The 17,026-nt window shown below is 73.2% G+C and carries 14 protein-coding genes and 1 tRNA gene; 9 read left to right on the forward strand and 6 right to left on the reverse strand.

Features of this window, described 5'->3' with window-relative positions; translation table 11 throughout:
• Positions 1-101 precede the first annotated feature (101 nt).
• Entirely contained in the window at positions 102-1,631 is a 1,530-nt protein-coding gene (locus ACWCPW_RS39035) for an MFS transporter (protein WP_449766342.1), read from the forward strand.
• Between the two features lie 100 nt (positions 1,632-1,731).
• On the opposite strand, the gene ACWCPW_RS39040 is transcribed toward ACWCPW_RS39035, so the two are convergent.
• A tRNA-Met gene (locus ACWCPW_RS39040) sits at positions 1,732-1,805 on the reverse strand.
• 283 nt (positions 1,806-2,088) lie between these two features.
• Between ACWCPW_RS39040 and ACWCPW_RS39045 the strand changes: the two genes are divergently transcribed.
• The 6 genes from ACWCPW_RS39045 (at position 2,089) to ACWCPW_RS39070 (ending at position 10,207) form a co-directional block, all read left to right on the forward strand.
• Positions 2,089-3,495: a cytochrome P450 gene (locus ACWCPW_RS39045; RefSeq protein ID WP_449766343.1), complete on the forward strand. Its 1,407-nt coding sequence runs from the start codon at positions 2,089-2,091 to the stop codon at positions 3,493-3,495.
• 86 nt (positions 3,496-3,581) lie between these two features.
• Positions 3,582-4,799: an L-2-hydroxyglutarate oxidase gene (lhgO, locus tag ACWCPW_RS39050; protein WP_449766344.1), complete on the forward strand. Its 1,218-nt coding sequence runs from the start codon at positions 3,582-3,584 to the stop codon at positions 4,797-4,799.
• 104 nt (positions 4,800-4,903) lie between these two features.
• Entirely contained in the window at positions 4,904-7,093 is a 2,190-nt protein-coding gene (locus ACWCPW_RS39055; protein ID WP_449766345.1) for an FGLLP motif-containing membrane protein, read from the forward strand.
• 24 nt (positions 7,094-7,117) lie between these two features.
• Positions 7,118-7,846 carry a tRNA (guanosine(46)-N7)-methyltransferase TrmB gene (gene trmB, locus ACWCPW_RS39060; protein ID WP_449766346.1) on the forward strand — a complete coding sequence of 243 codons (729 nt, stop codon included), beginning with the start codon at positions 7,118-7,120 and terminating at the stop codon, positions 7,844-7,846.
• 136 nt (positions 7,847-7,982) lie between these two features.
• A complete protein-coding gene (locus ACWCPW_RS39065) occupies positions 7,983-9,683 on the forward strand; it encodes a PrsW family glutamic-type intramembrane protease (protein ID WP_449766347.1) in 1,701 nt (566 codons plus the stop codon).
• Between the two features lie 35 nt (positions 9,684-9,718).
• Positions 9,719-10,207: a YcxB family protein gene (locus tag ACWCPW_RS39070; protein WP_449766348.1), complete on the forward strand. Its 489-nt coding sequence runs from the start codon at positions 9,719-9,721 to the stop codon at positions 10,205-10,207.
• Positions 10,208-10,457: 250 nt separating this feature from the next.
• Here ACWCPW_RS39070 and ACWCPW_RS39075 read toward each other — a convergent pair whose 3' ends face one another.
• Positions 10,458-12,086 carry an MFS transporter gene (locus ACWCPW_RS39075; RefSeq protein WP_449766349.1) on the reverse strand — a complete coding sequence of 543 codons (1,629 nt, stop codon included), beginning with the start codon at positions 12,084-12,086 and terminating at the stop codon, positions 10,458-10,460.
• A gap of 141 nt (positions 12,087-12,227) precedes the next feature.
• Here ACWCPW_RS39075 and ACWCPW_RS39080 point away from each other — a divergent pair, with 141 nt between their 5' ends.
• On the forward strand, positions 12,228-12,431 hold the full coding sequence (locus tag ACWCPW_RS39080) for a hypothetical protein (RefSeq protein WP_355541626.1): 204 nt from the start codon (positions 12,228-12,230) through the stop codon (positions 12,429-12,431).
• 148 nt (positions 12,432-12,579) lie between these two features.
• Here ACWCPW_RS39080 and ACWCPW_RS39085 read toward each other — a convergent pair whose 3' ends face one another.
• From ACWCPW_RS39085 to ACWCPW_RS39095, 3 genes are all read right to left on the reverse strand, one after another.
• Positions 12,580-12,870, reverse strand: a complete 291-nt coding sequence (locus tag ACWCPW_RS39085) for a hypothetical protein (RefSeq protein ID WP_395864511.1) — start codon at positions 12,868-12,870, stop codon at positions 12,580-12,582.
• Between the two features lie 67 nt (positions 12,871-12,937).
• Complete coding sequence (locus ACWCPW_RS39090; RefSeq protein ID WP_449766350.1) at positions 12,938-13,477, reverse strand: nuclear transport factor 2 family protein; 540 nt, start codon at positions 13,475-13,477, stop codon at positions 12,938-12,940.
• Positions 13,478-13,490: 13 nt separating this feature from the next.
• Positions 13,491-14,237, reverse strand: coding sequence for a nuclear transport factor 2 family protein (locus tag ACWCPW_RS39095; protein ID WP_449766351.1), 747 nt, complete (start codon positions 14,235-14,237; stop codon positions 13,491-13,493).
• A 229-nt stretch (positions 14,238-14,466) separates the two neighbouring features.
• Here ACWCPW_RS39095 and ACWCPW_RS39100 point away from each other — a divergent pair, with 229 nt between their 5' ends.
• On the forward strand, positions 14,467-14,889 hold the full coding sequence (locus ACWCPW_RS39100) for a hypothetical protein (protein ID WP_395864516.1): 423 nt from the start codon (positions 14,467-14,469) through the stop codon (positions 14,887-14,889).
• A 28-nt stretch (positions 14,890-14,917) separates the two neighbouring features.
• On the opposite strand, the gene ACWCPW_RS39105 is transcribed toward ACWCPW_RS39100, so the two are convergent.
• On the reverse strand, positions 14,918-16,951 hold the full coding sequence (locus tag ACWCPW_RS39105; RefSeq protein WP_449766352.1) for a serine/threonine protein kinase: 2,034 nt from the start codon (positions 16,949-16,951) through the stop codon (positions 14,918-14,920).
• Positions 16,952-17,026 lie beyond the last annotated feature (75 nt).

Consider the following 17,026-nt stretch of genomic DNA (forward strand, 5'->3'; position numbering starts at 1 on the left):
AGGGTTGCCTTTGGGGGCAAACTATGCGCGGCAGTCCCAAGCAGGATCAGTCGGGGCGTTGTGCTCCCGGCCACGGTGACCGGGAGGTCCCCGATCCGGGGGTGGTGAGCGGAGGCGTCGGCGCCGGGTCCGACGGCTCCTTCGGCGATTCCCCGGCCGGCGCCGAGCAGGCGCCCCCCGATCGCGTCTGTCTCCTCCCCGCGCCCGACCACACCGGCTCGGAGGCCGTCGACCCCCGCCCCCGGACCCCGCGCGAGCGCGGACCCAACGGCCGACTCGGCGAACTGCTGGGCGTCGCCGGGGTCAGCAACGCCGGGCTCGCCCGCCGGGTCAACGACCTGGGCGCGCGGCGCGGCCTGTCCCTCCGCTACGACAAGACCTCCGTGGCCCGCTGGGTCGGCAAGGGGATGACTCCACAGGGCCCCGTGCCGCACCTGATCGCGGCCGTGCTCGCGGAGCGTCTGGGCCGCCCGGTGCCGCTGGAGGAGATCGGCCTGGACGACAGCCGGCCGGTGGATCCCGATCTCGGTCTGGCCTTCCCACGCGACGTCGGGGAGGCAGTTCGCACCGCCACCGACCTGTGGAGGCACGACCACGTGAATCGACGCGAGTTGCTCGCCGGAACGTTCGCCGTCACCGCCTACGGCACCCCGATGGCCCGATGGTTGATCACCCCCGCGGACGCCCGCGCCGAGCACCGCGGCACCGGGTCGCACGTCGGCCACAGCGATGTCACCAAGCTGCGCGAGGCGGCCGAGGAGGCCCGCCGGTGGGACAGCAAGTACGGCGGCGGCGACTGGCGGGCGTCGATGGTGCCGGAGTGTCTGCGCTGCGACGCGACGCCGCTGCTGCGCGGCAGCTACCACGACGACGTGGGCCGCCGGCTGTTCGGCGCCACCGCCGAACTCTCCCGACTGGCCGGGTGGATGGCCTTCGACACGGGCCAACACGAGGTCGCGCAGCGCTACTACATCCAGGCCCTGCGACTGGCCCGCGCGGCGGCGGACGTACCGCTGGGCGGCTATGTGCTCGCGTCGATGAGCCTGCAGGCCACCTATCGCGGCAACCCCGACATCGCGGTGGACCTCGCGCAGGCCGCCATCGAGCGGAACAAGGGCATCGCGACCGCGCGGGTGACCGGCTTCCTGCACCTGGTCGAGGCCCGCGCGCAGGCCCGGGCCGGCCACGCGGCGGGCTGCGGACGGGCGCTGAACGCGGCCGAGGCGCACCTGGAGCGGTCCCGCCCGGGCGATGCCGACCCGGAGTGGATCGACTTCTTCACGTGGGATCGACTGTGCGCGGACGGCGCGGAGTGCTACCGCGACCTCGGCGTGCCCGAGCGCACCCGCTACTTCACCGCGCAGGCGCTCGCGGGCCTGCGCGGCGAGGCGTTCCAGCGCTCGCACGGACTGCGGCTGGCCGTGGGCGCCCAGGCCGAGCTGCGCGCGGGCGAGGTCGAGGCGGCGTGCGCGACCGGCCGACAGGCGCTGGAGATCGCCGACCGGGTGCACTCGTCCCGCAACGCGGCCTACCTCAACGATCTGATGGTCGGCCTCAAGCCGTACGCGGACGTGCGCGCGGTCAAGGACTTCACCGAACGCGCCAGGCTGGTCGGCGGAATCACCGTCTGAGCCGCACCGGAGACGCCCCGCGATCGGCGCGGCGACCGTGCGGCGCCGTCCCGGAAAACGCCGCAGGCCCGACATCTTCATGTCGGGCCTGCGATCCAAGTAGCGGGGACAGGATTTGAACCTGCGACCTCTGGGTTATGAGCCCAGCGAGCTACCGAGCTGCTCCACCCCGCGTCGGTAGACCCAACTGTACGCCATCGCGACCGCGCCCACGACCAATTCCCGCGCGGGCCGGCCCGTTCGTTCGGGCGGGCCGCGCGCAGGGCCCGGCCGGCTCTCCCGGGGCGAAGATCGATTCCCGTACGGAGAAAGGCCGTTCCTGTCCGATTCGAACCGGTGGCAAGCGCTCGCGGGCACGATATGGTTCCGGGCCGTAGAGGGGGCGGGTCGCCCACCGGGGCGGGCCGATGTGCGCCGGCGACAGCCGTGGCAGCGGCGGAGCGGGATGTGTCCTGAGATGACCGAGAGATCCGGCTGCCCGTACGCGGCCCTGACCGGCCCGCGCTTCGAGACCGACCCGGCCGGCCTGTACCGGGAACTGCGCGAACGGCACGGTCCCGTCGCACCGGTCGTGCTGGAGGGCGACGTGCGCGCGTGGCTGGTCCTGGGCTATCACGAGGTGCTGGCCGTGCTGCGCGATCCGGTCCTGTTCTCGCACGACTCGCGGTTGTGGCGCGACCGGATCAAGGGTCTGGTCCCCGACGACTGGCCGCTGGCGCCGATGGTCGAGTATCGCCCCTCGGTCCTGTGCGCCGACGGAGCCGAGCACCGAAGGCGCAGCGCGGCCGTCGCGCACAGCCTGGGCCGGGTCGACCGGCGGGCCCTGCGCGGCGAGGTCGAGCACATGGCCGACTCGCTGATCGACACGTTCGTCACCCGGGGCGAGGCCGACCTGCTCACCGAGTACGCGCAACGGCTGCCACTGTTGGCGATGGGCCGGATGGTCGGCATGCCCGCCCCGGACGGACCGCACCTGGTCCGGGCGATCAACGGGATGTTCGACGGCGGCCCGGAGGCGCTCGCGCATCAACTGGCCTTCCACAAGATGATCACCGACCTGGTCGCGGCCAAGCGGATCGCGCCGGGCGCGGACGTCACGTCCTGGCTGATCGCGCACCCCGCCGGGCTGAGCGACGCCGAGGTGATCGAGGACCTGCTCGTGATCACCCCGACCGAGCCCACCGCCAACTGGATCGGCAACGCGCTGCGCATCCTGCTGACCGACCACGACCTGCACGCGTCCCTCACCGGCGGCCGGCACACCACCGACGAGGCGCTGGACGAGGTGTTGTGGCAGGACCCGCCGATGCAGAACGCGGCCGGCCGCTGGGCCACCGAGGACACCGTGCTCGGCGGCACCGTGATTCGCGGCGGCGACTTCCTGGTACTGGGCATCGCGGCCGCGAACGCCGACCCGGCCGTGCGTACGGCCGGCACCGAACTCACCGGCAACCGCGCGCACTTGGCCTGGGGCGGCGGGCCGCACATGTGTCCCGCGCGGGACCACGCCCGGCTGATCGCGAAGACCGCCGTGGACACGCTGCTGGACCGGCTGCCCGACCTGCGCCTGGCCGTGCGCCCGGACAGGCTCACCTGGCGGTCCTCGCCCTGGATCCGCGCCCTCGCCGCGCTGCCGGTCGCCTTCACCCCCGACCACCCGATCCACGGCGGCGCCCCCTGGCCGGGGCCCGCCGCCGACCCGGACCCCGCACCCGAGCCGGCTCCCGCGCCCCCTCCCGCGCCGCCGACGCCCGAACCGGCGCCCGTACCCGCACCCGCGCCGCCCGTGCAAGAGGACCCGGTCCCGGCCCCGGCCGCGTCCACCGCGTGGTGGTCCCCGGCGAGGTGGCGCCGCGGCCGGTGAGCCGACCGGTCCGCCACCGGCGTCCGCCGTCCGACACCCCCGCCCGGCCCGCACCGTCTAGGGTCGAAGGCCGGAGGTGTGCTCTCATGACGTTGACCTACGACGTGGTGGTGATCGGCGGCGGGATCGTCGGCCTGGCCACCGCGTACGCGATCACCGAACGCGACCCCGGACGCACCGTCGCCGTGGTCGAGAAGGAGACCTCGTGGGCGGCCCACCAGACCGGCCGCAACTCGGGGGTGATCCACTCCGGCCTCTACTACCGCCCGGGCAGCCTCAAGGCGCGGTTCGCCGTCGAGGGCGCGCGCCGGATGACGGACTTCTGCGCCCGACACGACATCGCGCACGACGTCACCGGCAAACTCGTGGTCGCCACCAGCGTGCACGAACTCCCGCGCCTGCGCGCGCTGTACGAGCGCGGCCTGGCCAACGGCGTGCCGGTCACCGAACTGGGCACCGAGCAGGTGCGCGAACGCGAGCCGCACGTCCTGTCCGTCGGCGGCCTGCACGTGGCCTCCACCGGCATCGTCGACTACGCCGACGTGTGTCGGACCCTGGTCGCGCTGCTGCACGAACGCGGTGTCGCGCTGCGCACCGGCGCGGGCGTGGTCGACCTGGCCGTGCATCCGGGCGAAGTGGTCGTCCAGACCCGGCTCGGCGAGCTGCGCGGGCGGATCCTGGTCAACTGTGCGGGCCTGTACAGCGACCGGATCGCGGCGCTGGCGGGCGATCCGCCGCCGGTGCGGATCGTGCCGTTCCGCGGCGAATACCACGAACTGGTGCCCTCACGACGCGGGTTGGTGCGCGGGCTGGTCTATCCGGTGCCCGATCCGGCGTTCCCGTTCCTGGGTGTGCACCTGACCCGGGGCATCCACGGCGACGTGCACGTGGGGCCCAACGCGGTCCTGGCGCTGCGTCGCGAAGGCTACTCGTGGGCCCGGATCGCGCCGCGCGAGCTGGCCGAAACCCTGGCCTACCCGGGCATGTGGCACATCGCGCGCCGGCACTGGCGCTACGGCGCGGGCGAGTTGCTGCGCTCGGTGGCCAAGCCCGCGATGGTGCGCGAGGTGCAGCGGCTGTTGCCCGAGGTCACCGCGAACGATCTGGTCCGGGCTCCGGCGGGAGTGCGCGCCCAGGCGGTCCGGCCCAACGGCGATCTGGTCGACGACTTCCTGATCACCGGCGGCCCGCGCACGATCCACGTGCTGAACGCGCCCTCGCCCGCCGCGACCGCGTCGCTGCCGATCGGGGACGAGATCGCCACCCGGGTCGGCGAACGCCTCGGCGCGCTCGCCGGCCGCTGACCCCGACCGGGATCATCGGCACGGAACATCCGAAGGCGCTCGCCGACCACCGACCCGGCACGGGATCATGGGCGCGGGCCGGCGATCGGGGGACTGTTGTGGCCGTGAAATCCGTCTTGCCGCGGATCGTGTTCGTGGGCGCCGCGTTGGTGCTGTGCGTGCTGCTCGGCGGCTACCCGCCGGCGCACGCGGACGCCCCGGGGGCGCGGTTGGTGATCTCCCCGGGCGGGCCGCTGCGTCCGGGTGACGTGGTGACGCTTCGGGGCACCGGGCACACCGGCTGTGCCACCGGTCGGGTCGACGTGATCGGGTACGACGCGCGCCTGCGTTCGAACGTGATGGGCGCCGACCGGCTGATCGCGGCGGACGTCCCGATCGACCCGGCGGCGGATCACGGCTTCACCGTACGCTTCACCCTGGACCCGCCGATCTACACCGGCGACCAGGGCTTCCGCACGGTGTGCACGGACCGGGGCTCGGTGGTCCACCCCGCGCCGATGGCCCAGGCCACGTTCGCCTATCCGGCGAGCGAACCCGGCAATCCGGACGGCTTCCCGGCCCCGGGCCCGCCGCCGGCGACCCTGGCGAGCCGACGGCTGGTGGTCGAGCCGGCCGAGGCCGCGCCCGAGACGCCGGTCACCGTGTGGACCGATCTGCGCTGCGGCCCGGCCTACGCGACGCACAGCGGCGTGCTCTTCTGGGACGGCCGCTTCGTCACCACCTTCTACGCCCCGGCCGAGTACGAGGGGCCCCGCGCACTGCGGGTACGCGTCCCGCAGACGCCCGTGCGCGGCGGGCACAAGTTCACCGTGTCCTGCCTGGCCGGCCGGGAGGGTTTCGGCGTCGTCGACGCGGACACCGTCCTGGGCACCGAACTCGCGGTCCCACCCGCCACGTTCACCCTCTTCGCCACCCGGGCCGGCGGCGGCGACCGGATCCGGGCGAGCGGTACCGGCTTCACCGGCTGCGCCGCGCGGCTGGGCGGCGCGCCGGCCGAGGTGGCGATCCGCCGAGGCGACAAGGAGCTGGCCCGGGTGCCGGTCGGCCCGGACGGCCGGGCGGAGGGCGAGCTGACCGTGCCCGACGGGCTGCCCGAGGGACCGGCCGAACTCACCGCGGCGTGCGCCACCGAGCGCCTGGACGGCAGCGTCCGACTCGCGCTCAGCGTGCTGCCGACCCGAAGCCCGGCCGAGGCCGCGGCGGACCGGTCCGCCGACCGCGCCGACTCCGCGCGTCGCCTGCCCTCCCCCGACGACCTGCTCGACCACCCCGCGCCCCTGGCGGCGGCCGGCGTCGGCACGGCGCTCGCGCTCCCGCTGATCGGCTTCGCGGCCGAGCTGTTCAACAAGACCGTGGAGGAGAACCGGCTGCGGATCCGTCGCCGGCTGCGGCCCGGAGCGGCCCGCCCGCGCTCGATGCCCCGGGCGCCCCGACTCCAGGTGCTCGTCTTCGTCGCGCTGTCCGCGCTCGGCACCGTCGCGGTCGAACCGAACATCGCCCTGGACACCGGCACGTACGCGCTCGCGCTGTCCCTGCTGATCGCGATCCCGCTCACCGTGCTCGCCTACTCCGGCGTGGCCGAGGCGTACCGTCGACGCGTCTCGCGGATCCGCGCCTTCCCGCACCTGGTCCCCGGTGCCCTGGTGGTCGCGCTGCTGTTGGGGATCGGGTCCCGGCTCGGGCACCTGGTGCCGGGCTACCTGTACGGGCTGTTCCTGGCCTTCACCCACGCCGGGCTGCGCCGGTTGTCCGCGCGCGAGGACGGGCGGGCCGGCGCGTTGGGCGCGTGGGCGCTCGCCGGGCTCGGCGTGAGCGCGTGGGTGTGGCGGATCCCGGTCGAGCACGTACTGGACGGCGACGAGACGCCGGCCTTCGGCTGGGTGCTGGCCGAGAACGTGCTCACCCAGACCTACGTCGCCGCGGTGATCGGTCTGATCTTCGGCCTGCTGCCGATCCGCTTCCTGGACGGGCACCTGCTGTGGCGCTGGAGCCGCCGGGGCTGGGCGGCGGTGTACGCCGTCGCGGTGTTCCTGTTCCTGCTCACCCTGCTCGACCCGACCGGCGTGAGCACGGGCGCGACGCGGGAGATGTGGCTGCGCGCGGTGTGGTTGTTCGGCGCCTTCCTGCTCGCGTCCGTGGCGTTCTGGGCGGTGTTCCGGCTGCGTCCGGGACCGCCGTCGGGTCCGCCGGGTCCGCCGGGACCGCGCCCCGCGCCGATCGGGTCGACCGTGCCCGCACCGACGGGTGCGCCGCCGCCGATGCCCGGTGTTCCCCCGACGATCGGCCGATCGTAGGTTCGGCCGTAAAATCCTTGTCTTATGTCCCCTCTTCCCGGCGCCTCGACCGCCTCCGGCGTCCCGATCACCGATCGACCGATCCGACACCTCGCGACCGTGCGCAGCTTCACCCCTCGGCGGGGGCGGGTCACGCTCGCCCAGCGCGACGCGCTGGACCGGCTGTGGGAGCGGTGGGGCTTCGACGTCGCGGACCGGCGGCTGGACCTGGGCGAGTTGTTCGGCGACGACCGTCCGGTGGTGCTGGAGGTCGGCTTCGGCATGGGTGAGGCCACGGCGGCGATGGCCGAGGCCGATCCGGGCACCAACGTGCTCGCCATCGACGTGCACACCCCGGGTCAGGGCAGCCTGCTGCACGACGCCGAGCGTCGGGGGCTGACGAACATACGGGTGGCCAACGGCGACGCGATCGAACTGCTCCGGGACATGTTGCCGCCGGCCTGCCTCGCGGGCATCCGGGTCTTCTTCTCCGACCCGTGGCCCAAGACCCGTCACCACAAGCGCCGGCTGATCCAGCCCGGCTTCGCCGCGCTCGCCGCGTCGCGGCTGGTCCCGGGCGGGACGCTGCACTGCGCGACCGACTGGGCGCACTACGCGCAATGGATGCTCGACGTGCTCCGCGCCGAGCCCGAACTGGTCAACACCGTCGACGGCTACGCACCCCGGCCGAGCTGGCGACCGGTGACCCGCTTCGAACAGCAGGGGCTGGACAAGGGCCACGAGGTCGCGGATCTGCTGTTCCGCCGCCGCTGATCCGGCCCCGGCCCGACGCGACCACGCCCGAGGCGCGCCGGCCCGGCCCGATCTCGGCAAGGCACCCATACCGACCAAGTCACAGCCAAGCGAGAGAGGGGCGCCGCGGCACCGCGCGGCGTTATCGTCACCCCATATGGACGCTGAGCGAGGACCCGACGCGCCGGCCGGTCCCGTCCCCCCGGACCGGGCCGCGTACGAGTTCGCCCTGTACGAGCCCGGCCCGGCGGAGAAGTCGGGGGTGCGCGCGCTCGCCGCGAACCAGACCGCCCGAATATCCGTGCTCGTCGTCGCGTTGCTCGGCTGCGCGGTCACCGTCGCGGTCATGCTCGGCGACACCATCGGCGCGCAGGGCCTGCTGGTCGGCGCGCTGCTGGCGCTGGTGCCCGCCCCGCTGGTGGTGAGCGCGATCGTATGGCTGGGCCGGGTGCGGCCGATGCCCTGGAAGAGCCTGCTCTTCGCGTTCGCGTGGGGTTCGTGCGCGGGCGCGCTGGTGGCGCTGCTCGCGAACAGTTGGTCGTTCGACAAGCTGATGGACCTCAAGGGTGAAGAGGACGCCGAGCTGCTCGGGCTGACCATCGTGGCGCCCGTGGTCGAGGAGTGCGTCAAGGGACTCGCGGTCCTGCTCCTGTTCGTGACCATCCGGAGCAGCTTCAAAGGCGTGCTGGACGGGCTGATCCCGGCCGCGGTCAGCGCGGCGGGCTTCGCGTTCACCGAGAACATCCTGTACTTCGGCCGCGAGTTCGCGGCGAGCGAGGACAGCGGCGACGGTCTGGGCACCACGTGGGGCACCTTCATCGCGCGCGGCATCATGTCGCCGTTCGCCCATCCCCTGTTCACCTCGATGATCGGCCTCGGCTTCGGCCTCTCCCTGTTGGCCCGGTCCCGCCCGGCGCGGATCCTGCTCCCGCTCGGCGGATACCTGTGCGCGGTCGGCCTGCACGCGGCCTGGAACGGCTCGGCCAGCCAGGGCCTGGCCTTCCTCGGGGTGTACTTCCTGGTCATGATGCCGATCCTGGGCGCGCTCGTCTGGTACGCGGTGATCGTGCGCCGCGATCAGTTGCGCGCGGTCGAGGACGAGCTGCCGGGGTATGTCGCGGCGGGCTGGTTCCGGCCGCACGAGCCGCTGCTGCTGTCCTCGATGGCGGACCGCTCGCGTGCGCTGCGAACCGCGCGGACCACCCTGGGCCCGGCCGGCGTCGCGCGGCTGCGCGCCTATCAGGCGGACGCCACGCTGCTCGCCGAGCTGCGCCGGCGCGCGGGCCGGTCGCGCCGCGGTCCGACGCCGGAGTACCCGCGGCAGGAACGGGAGTTGCTGGACCGGGTGTGGGCCGCGAAGCCGAGCCTGGGACACGTCATCGACCACACCATGCCCTCGCCGCGCTGGCGCTACATCAAGCCGCCGCCCGGGTGGGGCCCGCCGGGGCCGATGCCGTACGGGCCGCCGGGTGTGGCGCCGTACGGGCTGCCGCCCGGAACGGCCGCGTACGGGGCGCCGATCGGCTGGGGGCCGCCGGCGGGAACGGCGCCGTTCGGAGCGCCGCCGCCCGGGTGGGTGCCGCCGGCTCGGCATCCGGCCGCGCACCCCGCCTGGGGGCCCGTGCCGCCGTACGGCGCCCCGGCGCCGTGGCAACCGCCCCGGCCCGCGGCCGACGGTGCCCGGGCCGAACCGATGGGGCAGCCCGGCTCGCCGTGGGGTCCGCCGGCGTCGTCGGCCGACGACGCCGTGCCCGCCCGGACCGGGCAGCCGGGGCCGCCCATCTGGTACGCCCGCCCCGGCGACGCCCCGCACCCGCCGCCCGACGGCCCGCAGTATGGAGAGCGCCGAGAGGCGTAGCCGGCCCCGGGTCGGCCGCGTGCGACCATGGCCGGGTGCATATCTCGACCACCTACGTCCCGACCGAGGCCGATATCGCGGAGGGCGTGCTCGCCTTTCGGCGCGGGCTCTTCCGGGGTCTGTTCGGGGCCGGGGCGGTGCTCTCGGTACTGGGCGTCGTCCTGGTGACGAAGGCGCTGCTGTCCGGGACGACCGTGTTGTGGCCGCTCGCGTTCGTGGGTTTCGGCCTGGCGATGCTCGCGCTGCGGTTCTGGGCACCGATCCAGGCGGCGCGCCAGAACAAACACATGCACGGGGTGCCGTGCGAGGTCACCTTGACCGACGAGGAGTTCGTGACCACGCTCGGCGGCAGCCGCGGCGCCACCGCGTGGGACACCTTCCGCAAGGTGCGCTCGGTGGACGCGCAATGGATCTTCGAGTTCGGCCCCACCCAGGCGATGACCATTCCCCGCCGGGTCTTTTCGGACGCCGAGAACCTCGAACTGGAGACGTTTATCCACAGCCGGAGCCGGGCAGCACGCTGATCTTCCACAAGGAAGATCCACATCCTGTGGAAAACTTGTGGGCAAAGGCTTTCGGCATGGCCAGACTGCTCGAAATGGCGAGAATCAATACCGATTCGACCTGATCGGGCGCGTTTATCCCGTTCTAGAGCATCATCGGCCTTCATCCCTTCGGCATTTCCCGCATTCACCACAAAGGCGACCCCTCGCGGGGTCGCCTTCGGGCGCCTCCGGCCGCCCGCCACACCCCGCGGGGCGCGCGAGCCGCTCCTCAGCGGGTACGGACCGACTCGGTCGGGCCGTCGGCCGCAGCGGGCACGTCGCCGGACCCGTCCGCCTCGGGGAGTTCCTTCGTCTCCGCCGCGGCGGGTTCCGCCTCGGCCGCGGCGGCGACCGGCAGGTTGCGCAGCACCCCGGCCGCCACGATCGCGGCCAGCGCCAACAGGACCGCGCCGCCGAGCGTGGCGTACTGCATGCCGTGGGTGAAGGCGTCCCGCGCGGTGTCCAGGAGCCGTTCGCCCGCCGGCCCGGAGAGCCGCCCGGCGGCCGCGTTCGCCGCCGCCAGCGTGTCGTTCGCCGCGTGCAGCGCGTCGGCGGGCACCCCTTCGGGGCTCGCGTCCCGCATGTCCCGTCCGTACACCGCGTCCGCGACGCTGCCCAGGATCGCGATGCCCAGCGCCCCGCCCAGTTCGCTGCCCGTCTCCGAGGTGGCCCCCGCCGCGCCGGCCCGCTCCGGCGGCGCCGCGGTCAGGATCATCTCGGCGGTCAGCGTGGTGGCGATCAGCACCCCGGCGGCCACCAGTGCGGCGCCGGCGAGCACCAGGGCCAACGGCGAGCCGGGTCGGGCCTGGCTCATCACCACGAAGCCGGCCACCGCGAGCAGCAGTCCCGCGCCGATCAGGAACCCGGGCCGCACCCGCTTGGCCGCGATGCCGGAGACGGTCAGCGCGACCATGATCACCGGCATCACCGTCAGCGACCACAGCGCCGCCTCCAACGGACGCATGCCGAGCACGAGTTGCATGTACTGGGTGTTGAACAGCGCGGAGCCCATCATCGCGATGCTCGCGATCACGTTGACCACGATCGAGGCGCTGTAGGCGCGATTGCGGAACAGTTCCAGGTCGATCAGCGGGTCGGCGATGGTGCGCTGACGGCGGACGAACAACAGGCCCACGACCAGACCGACCGCGATGCAGACCAGGTACCGCGGCTCGACGCCCTCGGCCGCGATCTCCTTGATCCCGTAGATCACGGTGAGCACCGCCACCAGCGAGAGCGCGGCGCTGACCAGGTCCAGCCGTCCGGCGGCGGCGTCCTTGAACTCGGGGAGCAGGAACGGGCCGACCACGAGCAGCAGCACCATCGCGGGCACGTTGAGCAGGAACGCGGAGCCCCACCGGAAGTGTTCGAGGAGCAGGCCGCCGGCCACCGGGCCGAGGGTGGCACCCGCGGTCAGCGCGGCGGTCCACACCCCGATCGCGGTCCGGCGCTGGGCGGGGTCGTGGAACATGTTCCGGACCAGCGCCAGGGTCGAGGGCATCAGCGTCGCGCCGGCCACGCCGAGCAGCGCGCGGGTGGCGATCAGCATCTCCGCGCTGTTCGCGAAGGCCGCGGCCACCGAGGCCGCCCCGAAGGCCGCCGCACCGATCAGCAACAGCCTGCGCCGACCGATCCGGTCGCCGAGCGCGCCCATCGTGATCAGCAGGCCGGCCAGCAGGAAGCCGTAGACGTCCATCATCCACAACTGCTGCGGAGCCGTCGGTTCAAGGTCCTCGCTGATGAACGGAAGCGCGAAGTACAGCACGCCCATGTCCATCGACACGAGCAGGAGCGGGAGGAGCAGGACCGTCAGGGCGATCCATTCCTTGCGGCCGGCCTTGGCTGGGGTGGAGGTCATGACAGGAACTGTACGAGCGTATAAGACACTTGTCTATGACGCTTGTATAAAAAGTTCGCGCGGGGTTCCCACCCCGGTCGCAACGGGTAGTCGGGTGCGGTGCGGGGGCACCGACTCCACTTCCGAGCGAAGGACGGCGACATGAGTGACGAGCGGATTCCCGTGGACGAGATCCCCGAGGGCGACCGGCCGCGGATGGACCTGCGCAGCGGCGCCGAGACGCCCGTCGACCCCGAGGACCTGGTGCTCGCGGAGGGCAAGGACCTGACCGAGAAGAACATCGAGGAGGCCCGGCGGCGGCTGGCCGAGCTGGGTCCGGCCGCGGTGGAGCGCATCGTCCCCTGACCGCTCGCGGCTCGCGCGGCGCGGCGCCGATCGCGGTGCCGCGCCCCGTGCCGGGCGAGACGCGGCGGGCCCGGGGGTGGGGCGGGCCCGGGGGGCGGGCGACGTGGGGGGCGGCTCGCGCGGGCGGGTGGACCGCTCCGGCGGCGGGTCAGCGCCCGGTGCGCCGCCGGGGACGCATCTCGACCGGTCGTACCTGGTAGACGCCCCGGTCCCGGTCCCGCTGCTCCTCGGCCACCTGGAGCGCGATCAGGATCTCCAGCGCGCTCCACGCCATGCCGAGCATGCCCAGGCCGACGAACAACATGGCCCACACCCAGAACCACGTGTGCGCCCAGACGCCGAGCAGCGCGACCATCGCCGCGACGATGGTGAGTGCCAGGAGCACACCGGTACGCGCCGCCGCGTTTCTCGCGCCGTCCGGAAGTCTGTCGCGCGCCATGGCCGACCTTCCCACCGCCGAAGAGGCAGTCTGCCGCCGAGTATCCGGTTGCTCCTCGCCTGCCCCGTCATTCCTCGACGGAACCCGATCGCTCCCCATGGTCCGAGGATCGATGGAACTCCCGCCAGGTGTCCCAGATGGCCGGCACCGTGCCCGAGCCGTAGGAGCGCTCGGGCCAGTTCGCCGGCGGCAGTCCCACCGGGTTGGCGCCGACGTTCGCGCCGTACCACAGGTCGTGCCGCCTGCGGGCGAAGTACCAGGTGCCGTCCCGCCGTTCGTACACGTCGCGGTACAGGATCGCCTGGTGCAGCCAGCGCGGCCCCTCCTGGATCTCGGCCTTGCAGTACACGTGTCCGGTCGCGTGGTCCGCGTCCGACAGGTCGATCACGTGGGTGCCGACGTTGAGGATGCTCACCCCCAGCGGGGCCAGTTGGGCCGCGAACGACGCCCGCAGCGCGGCACGTCCGGATTCCCGCCGACTCACCCGCACATCGGGCACGAACAGCGCGCACAGCGCGTCCAGATCCCGGCTGTCCAGGGCCAGCGCGTAGCGCGCGGCGAGTTGACGGATGTGTTCATAGGCCAGCAGCCGTTGCACGTCGTCCATGCCCGACACCTTGTCAGGCCGGGGGACGACCGATCTCCTGCGGGTTGTACACGACCTCCACGTAGGACCAGCGGCCCTCGCCCGCGTAGTGCAGCACCACGTTGACGTCCAGGCCGCCGACGGGCCCCTCGGCGCGTACCACCGTCGAGACCCGATTGCCGTCGATGATCCGCAGCCGGATCGGGTAGCGGGTGAACGGCGAGCGGCGTACGCCGTCGCGGATGTACGCGCTCAACGCGTGCCGGCCCTCGACGAAGCCGATCACGTGGTCGCGCACGCGCACCTCGTCGGTGAACACCGCCGCCACCGGCGCCCACTCGCCACCGGCCGAGGCCGAGGTCAGCCGCATCGCGAAGTCGCCGAACGCGCGCTCGATCTCCTCGCGCGGGGTCGGCACCGGCATCGGCTCCGGCGCCCAGCCGACGATGCCGCGCAGTTCGGCTCCGTCGTGCCCTGCGGCCGGACCGCCCGCCGCGTGCCAGCGCGCGATCATCGCGTCGGCGTCGTCGCCGTTGCGGAACTCGCCCACCGTCTCGAAGCGATCACCGTCGCCGAGCCGGCGCACGATCTCGGTCCCGGGCACCGTGTACCTGGTGGCGCCGCCGGTGGGATCCGGCAGGTTGTGCCAGACGTAGCGGCAGACCAGGTCCCCGTCGACCATCGTCCACTCGGTGAATCGGCGCACCCGGTCGCCCGCGGCGCCCGCCCCCGGCCCGCCCCGTGCGAGTGCCGCCGCCACCTCGTCCCGGCTGCCGCCCATCGTGCCTCCCCGCATTCGTCCGGCGAGCCTGGGCGCACGGAGAGATCCGGGCGCTGCCTGCCGCCTCCGGTGCGCGTGATCCTGCCCGCGCCCCGCCGGGAAGTCCAGCCCCCGCCCGATCGACGAAACGGAACCGTCGCCGGCTGGTATACGTATTACCGATCGCAACAAGCCGGCCGGGCTCCGAGCGAGCACGCCACCAAGACGAAATGAAGCGGAGGGGACGCGAGTGATCCGGTACAGGGTCCGGGTGGACTTCTACCAGGACGTCCCACCGGACCGTCCCCCGACGGGGTACGTGGGCTCGTTGCTCTCGGGCGACTTCGCCGGGCCCGCCCTGCCGCGCGGCGGCGACTCGGTCTCGGCGATCCCGCTGGGGGGCGCGCACATAGGGCCGTGGACCGGCGGACCGTACATGATGGTCCACCGGGTCGAGCACCACCCCGTCCCGGTGGACGGCGAGGGCCACATAGTCCAGTGGTGGGAGCAGTATCCCCAGCCCTCGGTGCATGTGGTCGTCAACGCCGAGTGGCCGGACACCGAGGAGTCCGAGCACGAGCTGATGAACCTCTACGAGGAGCAGAGCTGGAGCTCCTTCCCTGCCGGACCGGAGAACCCGTTCCTGCCGGTGGCCGCGGCGGCCGACTTCTAGGGCGCCGCGTCCCGCCGGACGTGACGGGCTACACCTTGGGCTTCTTGTAGCTCGTCACGTCCACGGACGCCAGGATCTTGTTCAGGTCCGCGTCGTACTCGCGGGACAGGCCCGCCGTGGAGAACGAGATCATCGACTGCGGCAGCCACCACAACTGGGGCTGGAACGAGCCGCCGCTCTTGCAGGTCACGCTGTACGACGCGTACTCGTACTTCAGGCTGCCCTTGCCCGGCTCGGCGTACTTCTTCCCGTCCGTCGTGCTGGTCGGTGTCACCGCGTCGTCGGCCCGGATCACACAGGTCGGCTTGGCACCCAGGGTCCAGTTCGCCTGATTCTTGAAGTCGACCTTGCGCTGGTCGCTCTTGCCGACCCAGATCCGCAGCCCGGCGCGTTCGCACGTGGTACGCAGCGCGGCCGGCGTCGCCGTCGGCAGTACGCACACCTCGGTGTCGCTGACCTGCTTGAGCTCCCAGGTGGTGGGCACCGCGAACTTCATGCCCTGGATGTCCTGCGTGAAGCCGCCGGGTTTTCCGGTGAGTTTGGGCGTCTCGGCGGACGGGCTCGTCTTCGCCTCCGGCTTGGTCTTGTCCCCGTCGTCGCCGCGCAGCGCGAACACCGCGCCGGCGGCGATCGCGACGACCGCCACCGCGACGCCGGCCACGATGACCACCCGCTTGCGGCCCGCACCGCCGCCGGCCGCACCCTGCCGGGCCGCGGCCCGCCCGGTGGGCGGTGGGGTGTGTCCGTCGTGGCCGGCCGGGGGCGGGGTGAACGCGCCGCCGGCGGGCGCCTGATGCTGATGGGTGCCGTGTGCCTGGCCGGCGGTGCCGTACTGGCCCGACGGCGCGCCGTACTGGCCGGACGGGGTGCCGTACTGCCCCGAAGGCGCGCCGTACTGGCCGGAGGGCTGCGACGGGACGCCGTGCGCGCCCGAGGTCGGGGTGTCGCGGTACAGCGGCGGTTGCGTCGGGGAGGCGCCGTACGGGTCGTGCGAGGGCCCGCCGTGCGCGGGCGGCGGCGGCACGGTGGGTGCGCCGAAGGCGGCGGTGCCACCCGAGCGCGCGGGACCGCGTGGCGGTTCGTACACCCGAGGCTGCGGCGGCTGCGGCGGCTGCTGATTCTGCTGGACCTGCCACGGGCCGCCGGACGCGGGCGTGGTCCACAACTGCCCGATCAGCGACGTCGCGTCCGCGACCGGGTCGAGCGAGGGCGCCGCGGCGGTACCGAGCGCGCCGCGCCACACGTGGGTGACCGAGGCCAGCAACTCGCGGGCGTGCGGCCGGTAGTGCGGTTCCTTGTCGGCCGCGCGCTTGACGATCAGGCGCAACGCGTCCGGCACGCCGGACAGGTCCGCCTCCTCCTGGAGCACACGCAGCGCGACCACCTCGGGCGCGCCGGTCCCGAACGGGATCACCCCGGTGGCCGCGTAGGTGATCAGCATCGCCCACGCGTACACGTCGGCGGCGGGCGTGCTGTCGTGCCCCTTGAAGCGCTCGGGGCTCATCCACGCGGGGGAGCCGATCATCATGCCGGTGCGGGTGAGTCCGCTGTCCTCCATCGAACGCGCGATGCCCAGGTCGAGCACGCGCGGTCCGGCGGGCGAGCAGATGATGTTCTGCGGTTTCAGGTCGCGGTGGATCACGTCGGCGTCGTGCAGCGCGACGAGTGCCTCGGCGAGCCCGGCCGCGAGGCCCATCAGCTCGTCGCCGCGCATCGGGCCGCCCTGGTTGACCCGCACGTCCAGGGTCGGGCCCGGGACGTACTCGGTCGCGAACCACGGTGTCTCGGCGTCCACATCGGCGTCGAGCACCGGTGTCGTACACGTGCCCTTGATCGCGCGCAGCAGGTTGACCTCACGCGTGAACCGGGCCCGGAACTCGGGATCGTCGGCGTATTGCGCGTGCACGACCTTGACCGCGACGCGGCGCTCGTAGCCGTCCAGGCCCGCGTACACCGCGCCCATTCCACCCGCGCCGAGTCTGCCCGTGATCCGGAACGGTCCGATGTGTTGTGGGTCTCCCGGACGCAACGGACGTATCTCGGCGCCGCCCTCGGCCGTCATGGACGTGCCTCCCGTGTTGGTTCGCCGGCCCGCGGCTGCGGCCGTACCGGGATGGAATCCTCTCATCCGGTCTTG

It is taken from the genome of Embleya sp. NPDC001921, from assembly GCF_053594475.1.

Excerpts from the sequence above, each read along its gene's own strand:
- ACWCPW_RS39045 (WP_449766343.1), top strand. The coding sequence starts at position 2,089 with ATGACCGAGAGATCCGGCTGCCCGTACGCGGCCCTGACCGGCCCGCGC.
- ACWCPW_RS39065 (WP_449766347.1), top strand. The coding sequence starts at position 7,983 with ATGGACGCTGAGCGAGGACCCGACGCGCCGGCCGGTCCCGTCCCCCCG.
- lhgO (WP_449766344.1), top strand. The coding sequence starts at position 3,582 with ATGACGTTGACCTACGACGTGGTGGTGATCGGCGGCGGGATCGTCGGC.
- ACWCPW_RS39075 (WP_449766349.1), bottom strand. The coding sequence starts at position 12,086 with ATGACCTCCACCCCAGCCAAGGCCGGCCGCAAGGAATGGATCGCCCTG.
- ACWCPW_RS39090 (WP_449766350.1), bottom strand. The coding sequence starts at position 13,477 with ATGGACGACGTGCAACGGCTGCTGGCCTATGAACACATCCGTCAACTC.
- ACWCPW_RS39080 (WP_355541626.1), top strand. The coding sequence starts at position 12,228 with ATGAGTGACGAGCGGATTCCCGTGGACGAGATCCCCGAGGGCGACCGG.
- ACWCPW_RS39085 (WP_395864511.1), bottom strand. The coding sequence starts at position 12,870 with ATGGCGCGCGACAGACTTCCGGACGGCGCGAGAAACGCGGCGGCGCGT.
- trmB (WP_449766346.1), top strand. The coding sequence starts at position 7,118 with ATGTCCCCTCTTCCCGGCGCCTCGACCGCCTCCGGCGTCCCGATCACC.
- ACWCPW_RS39095 (WP_449766351.1), bottom strand. The coding sequence starts at position 14,237 with ATGGGCGGCAGCCGGGACGAGGTGGCGGCGGCACTCGCACGGGGCGGG.
- ACWCPW_RS39105 (WP_449766352.1), bottom strand. The coding sequence starts at position 16,951 with ATGACGGCCGAGGGCGGCGCCGAGATACGTCCGTTGCGTCCGGGAGAC.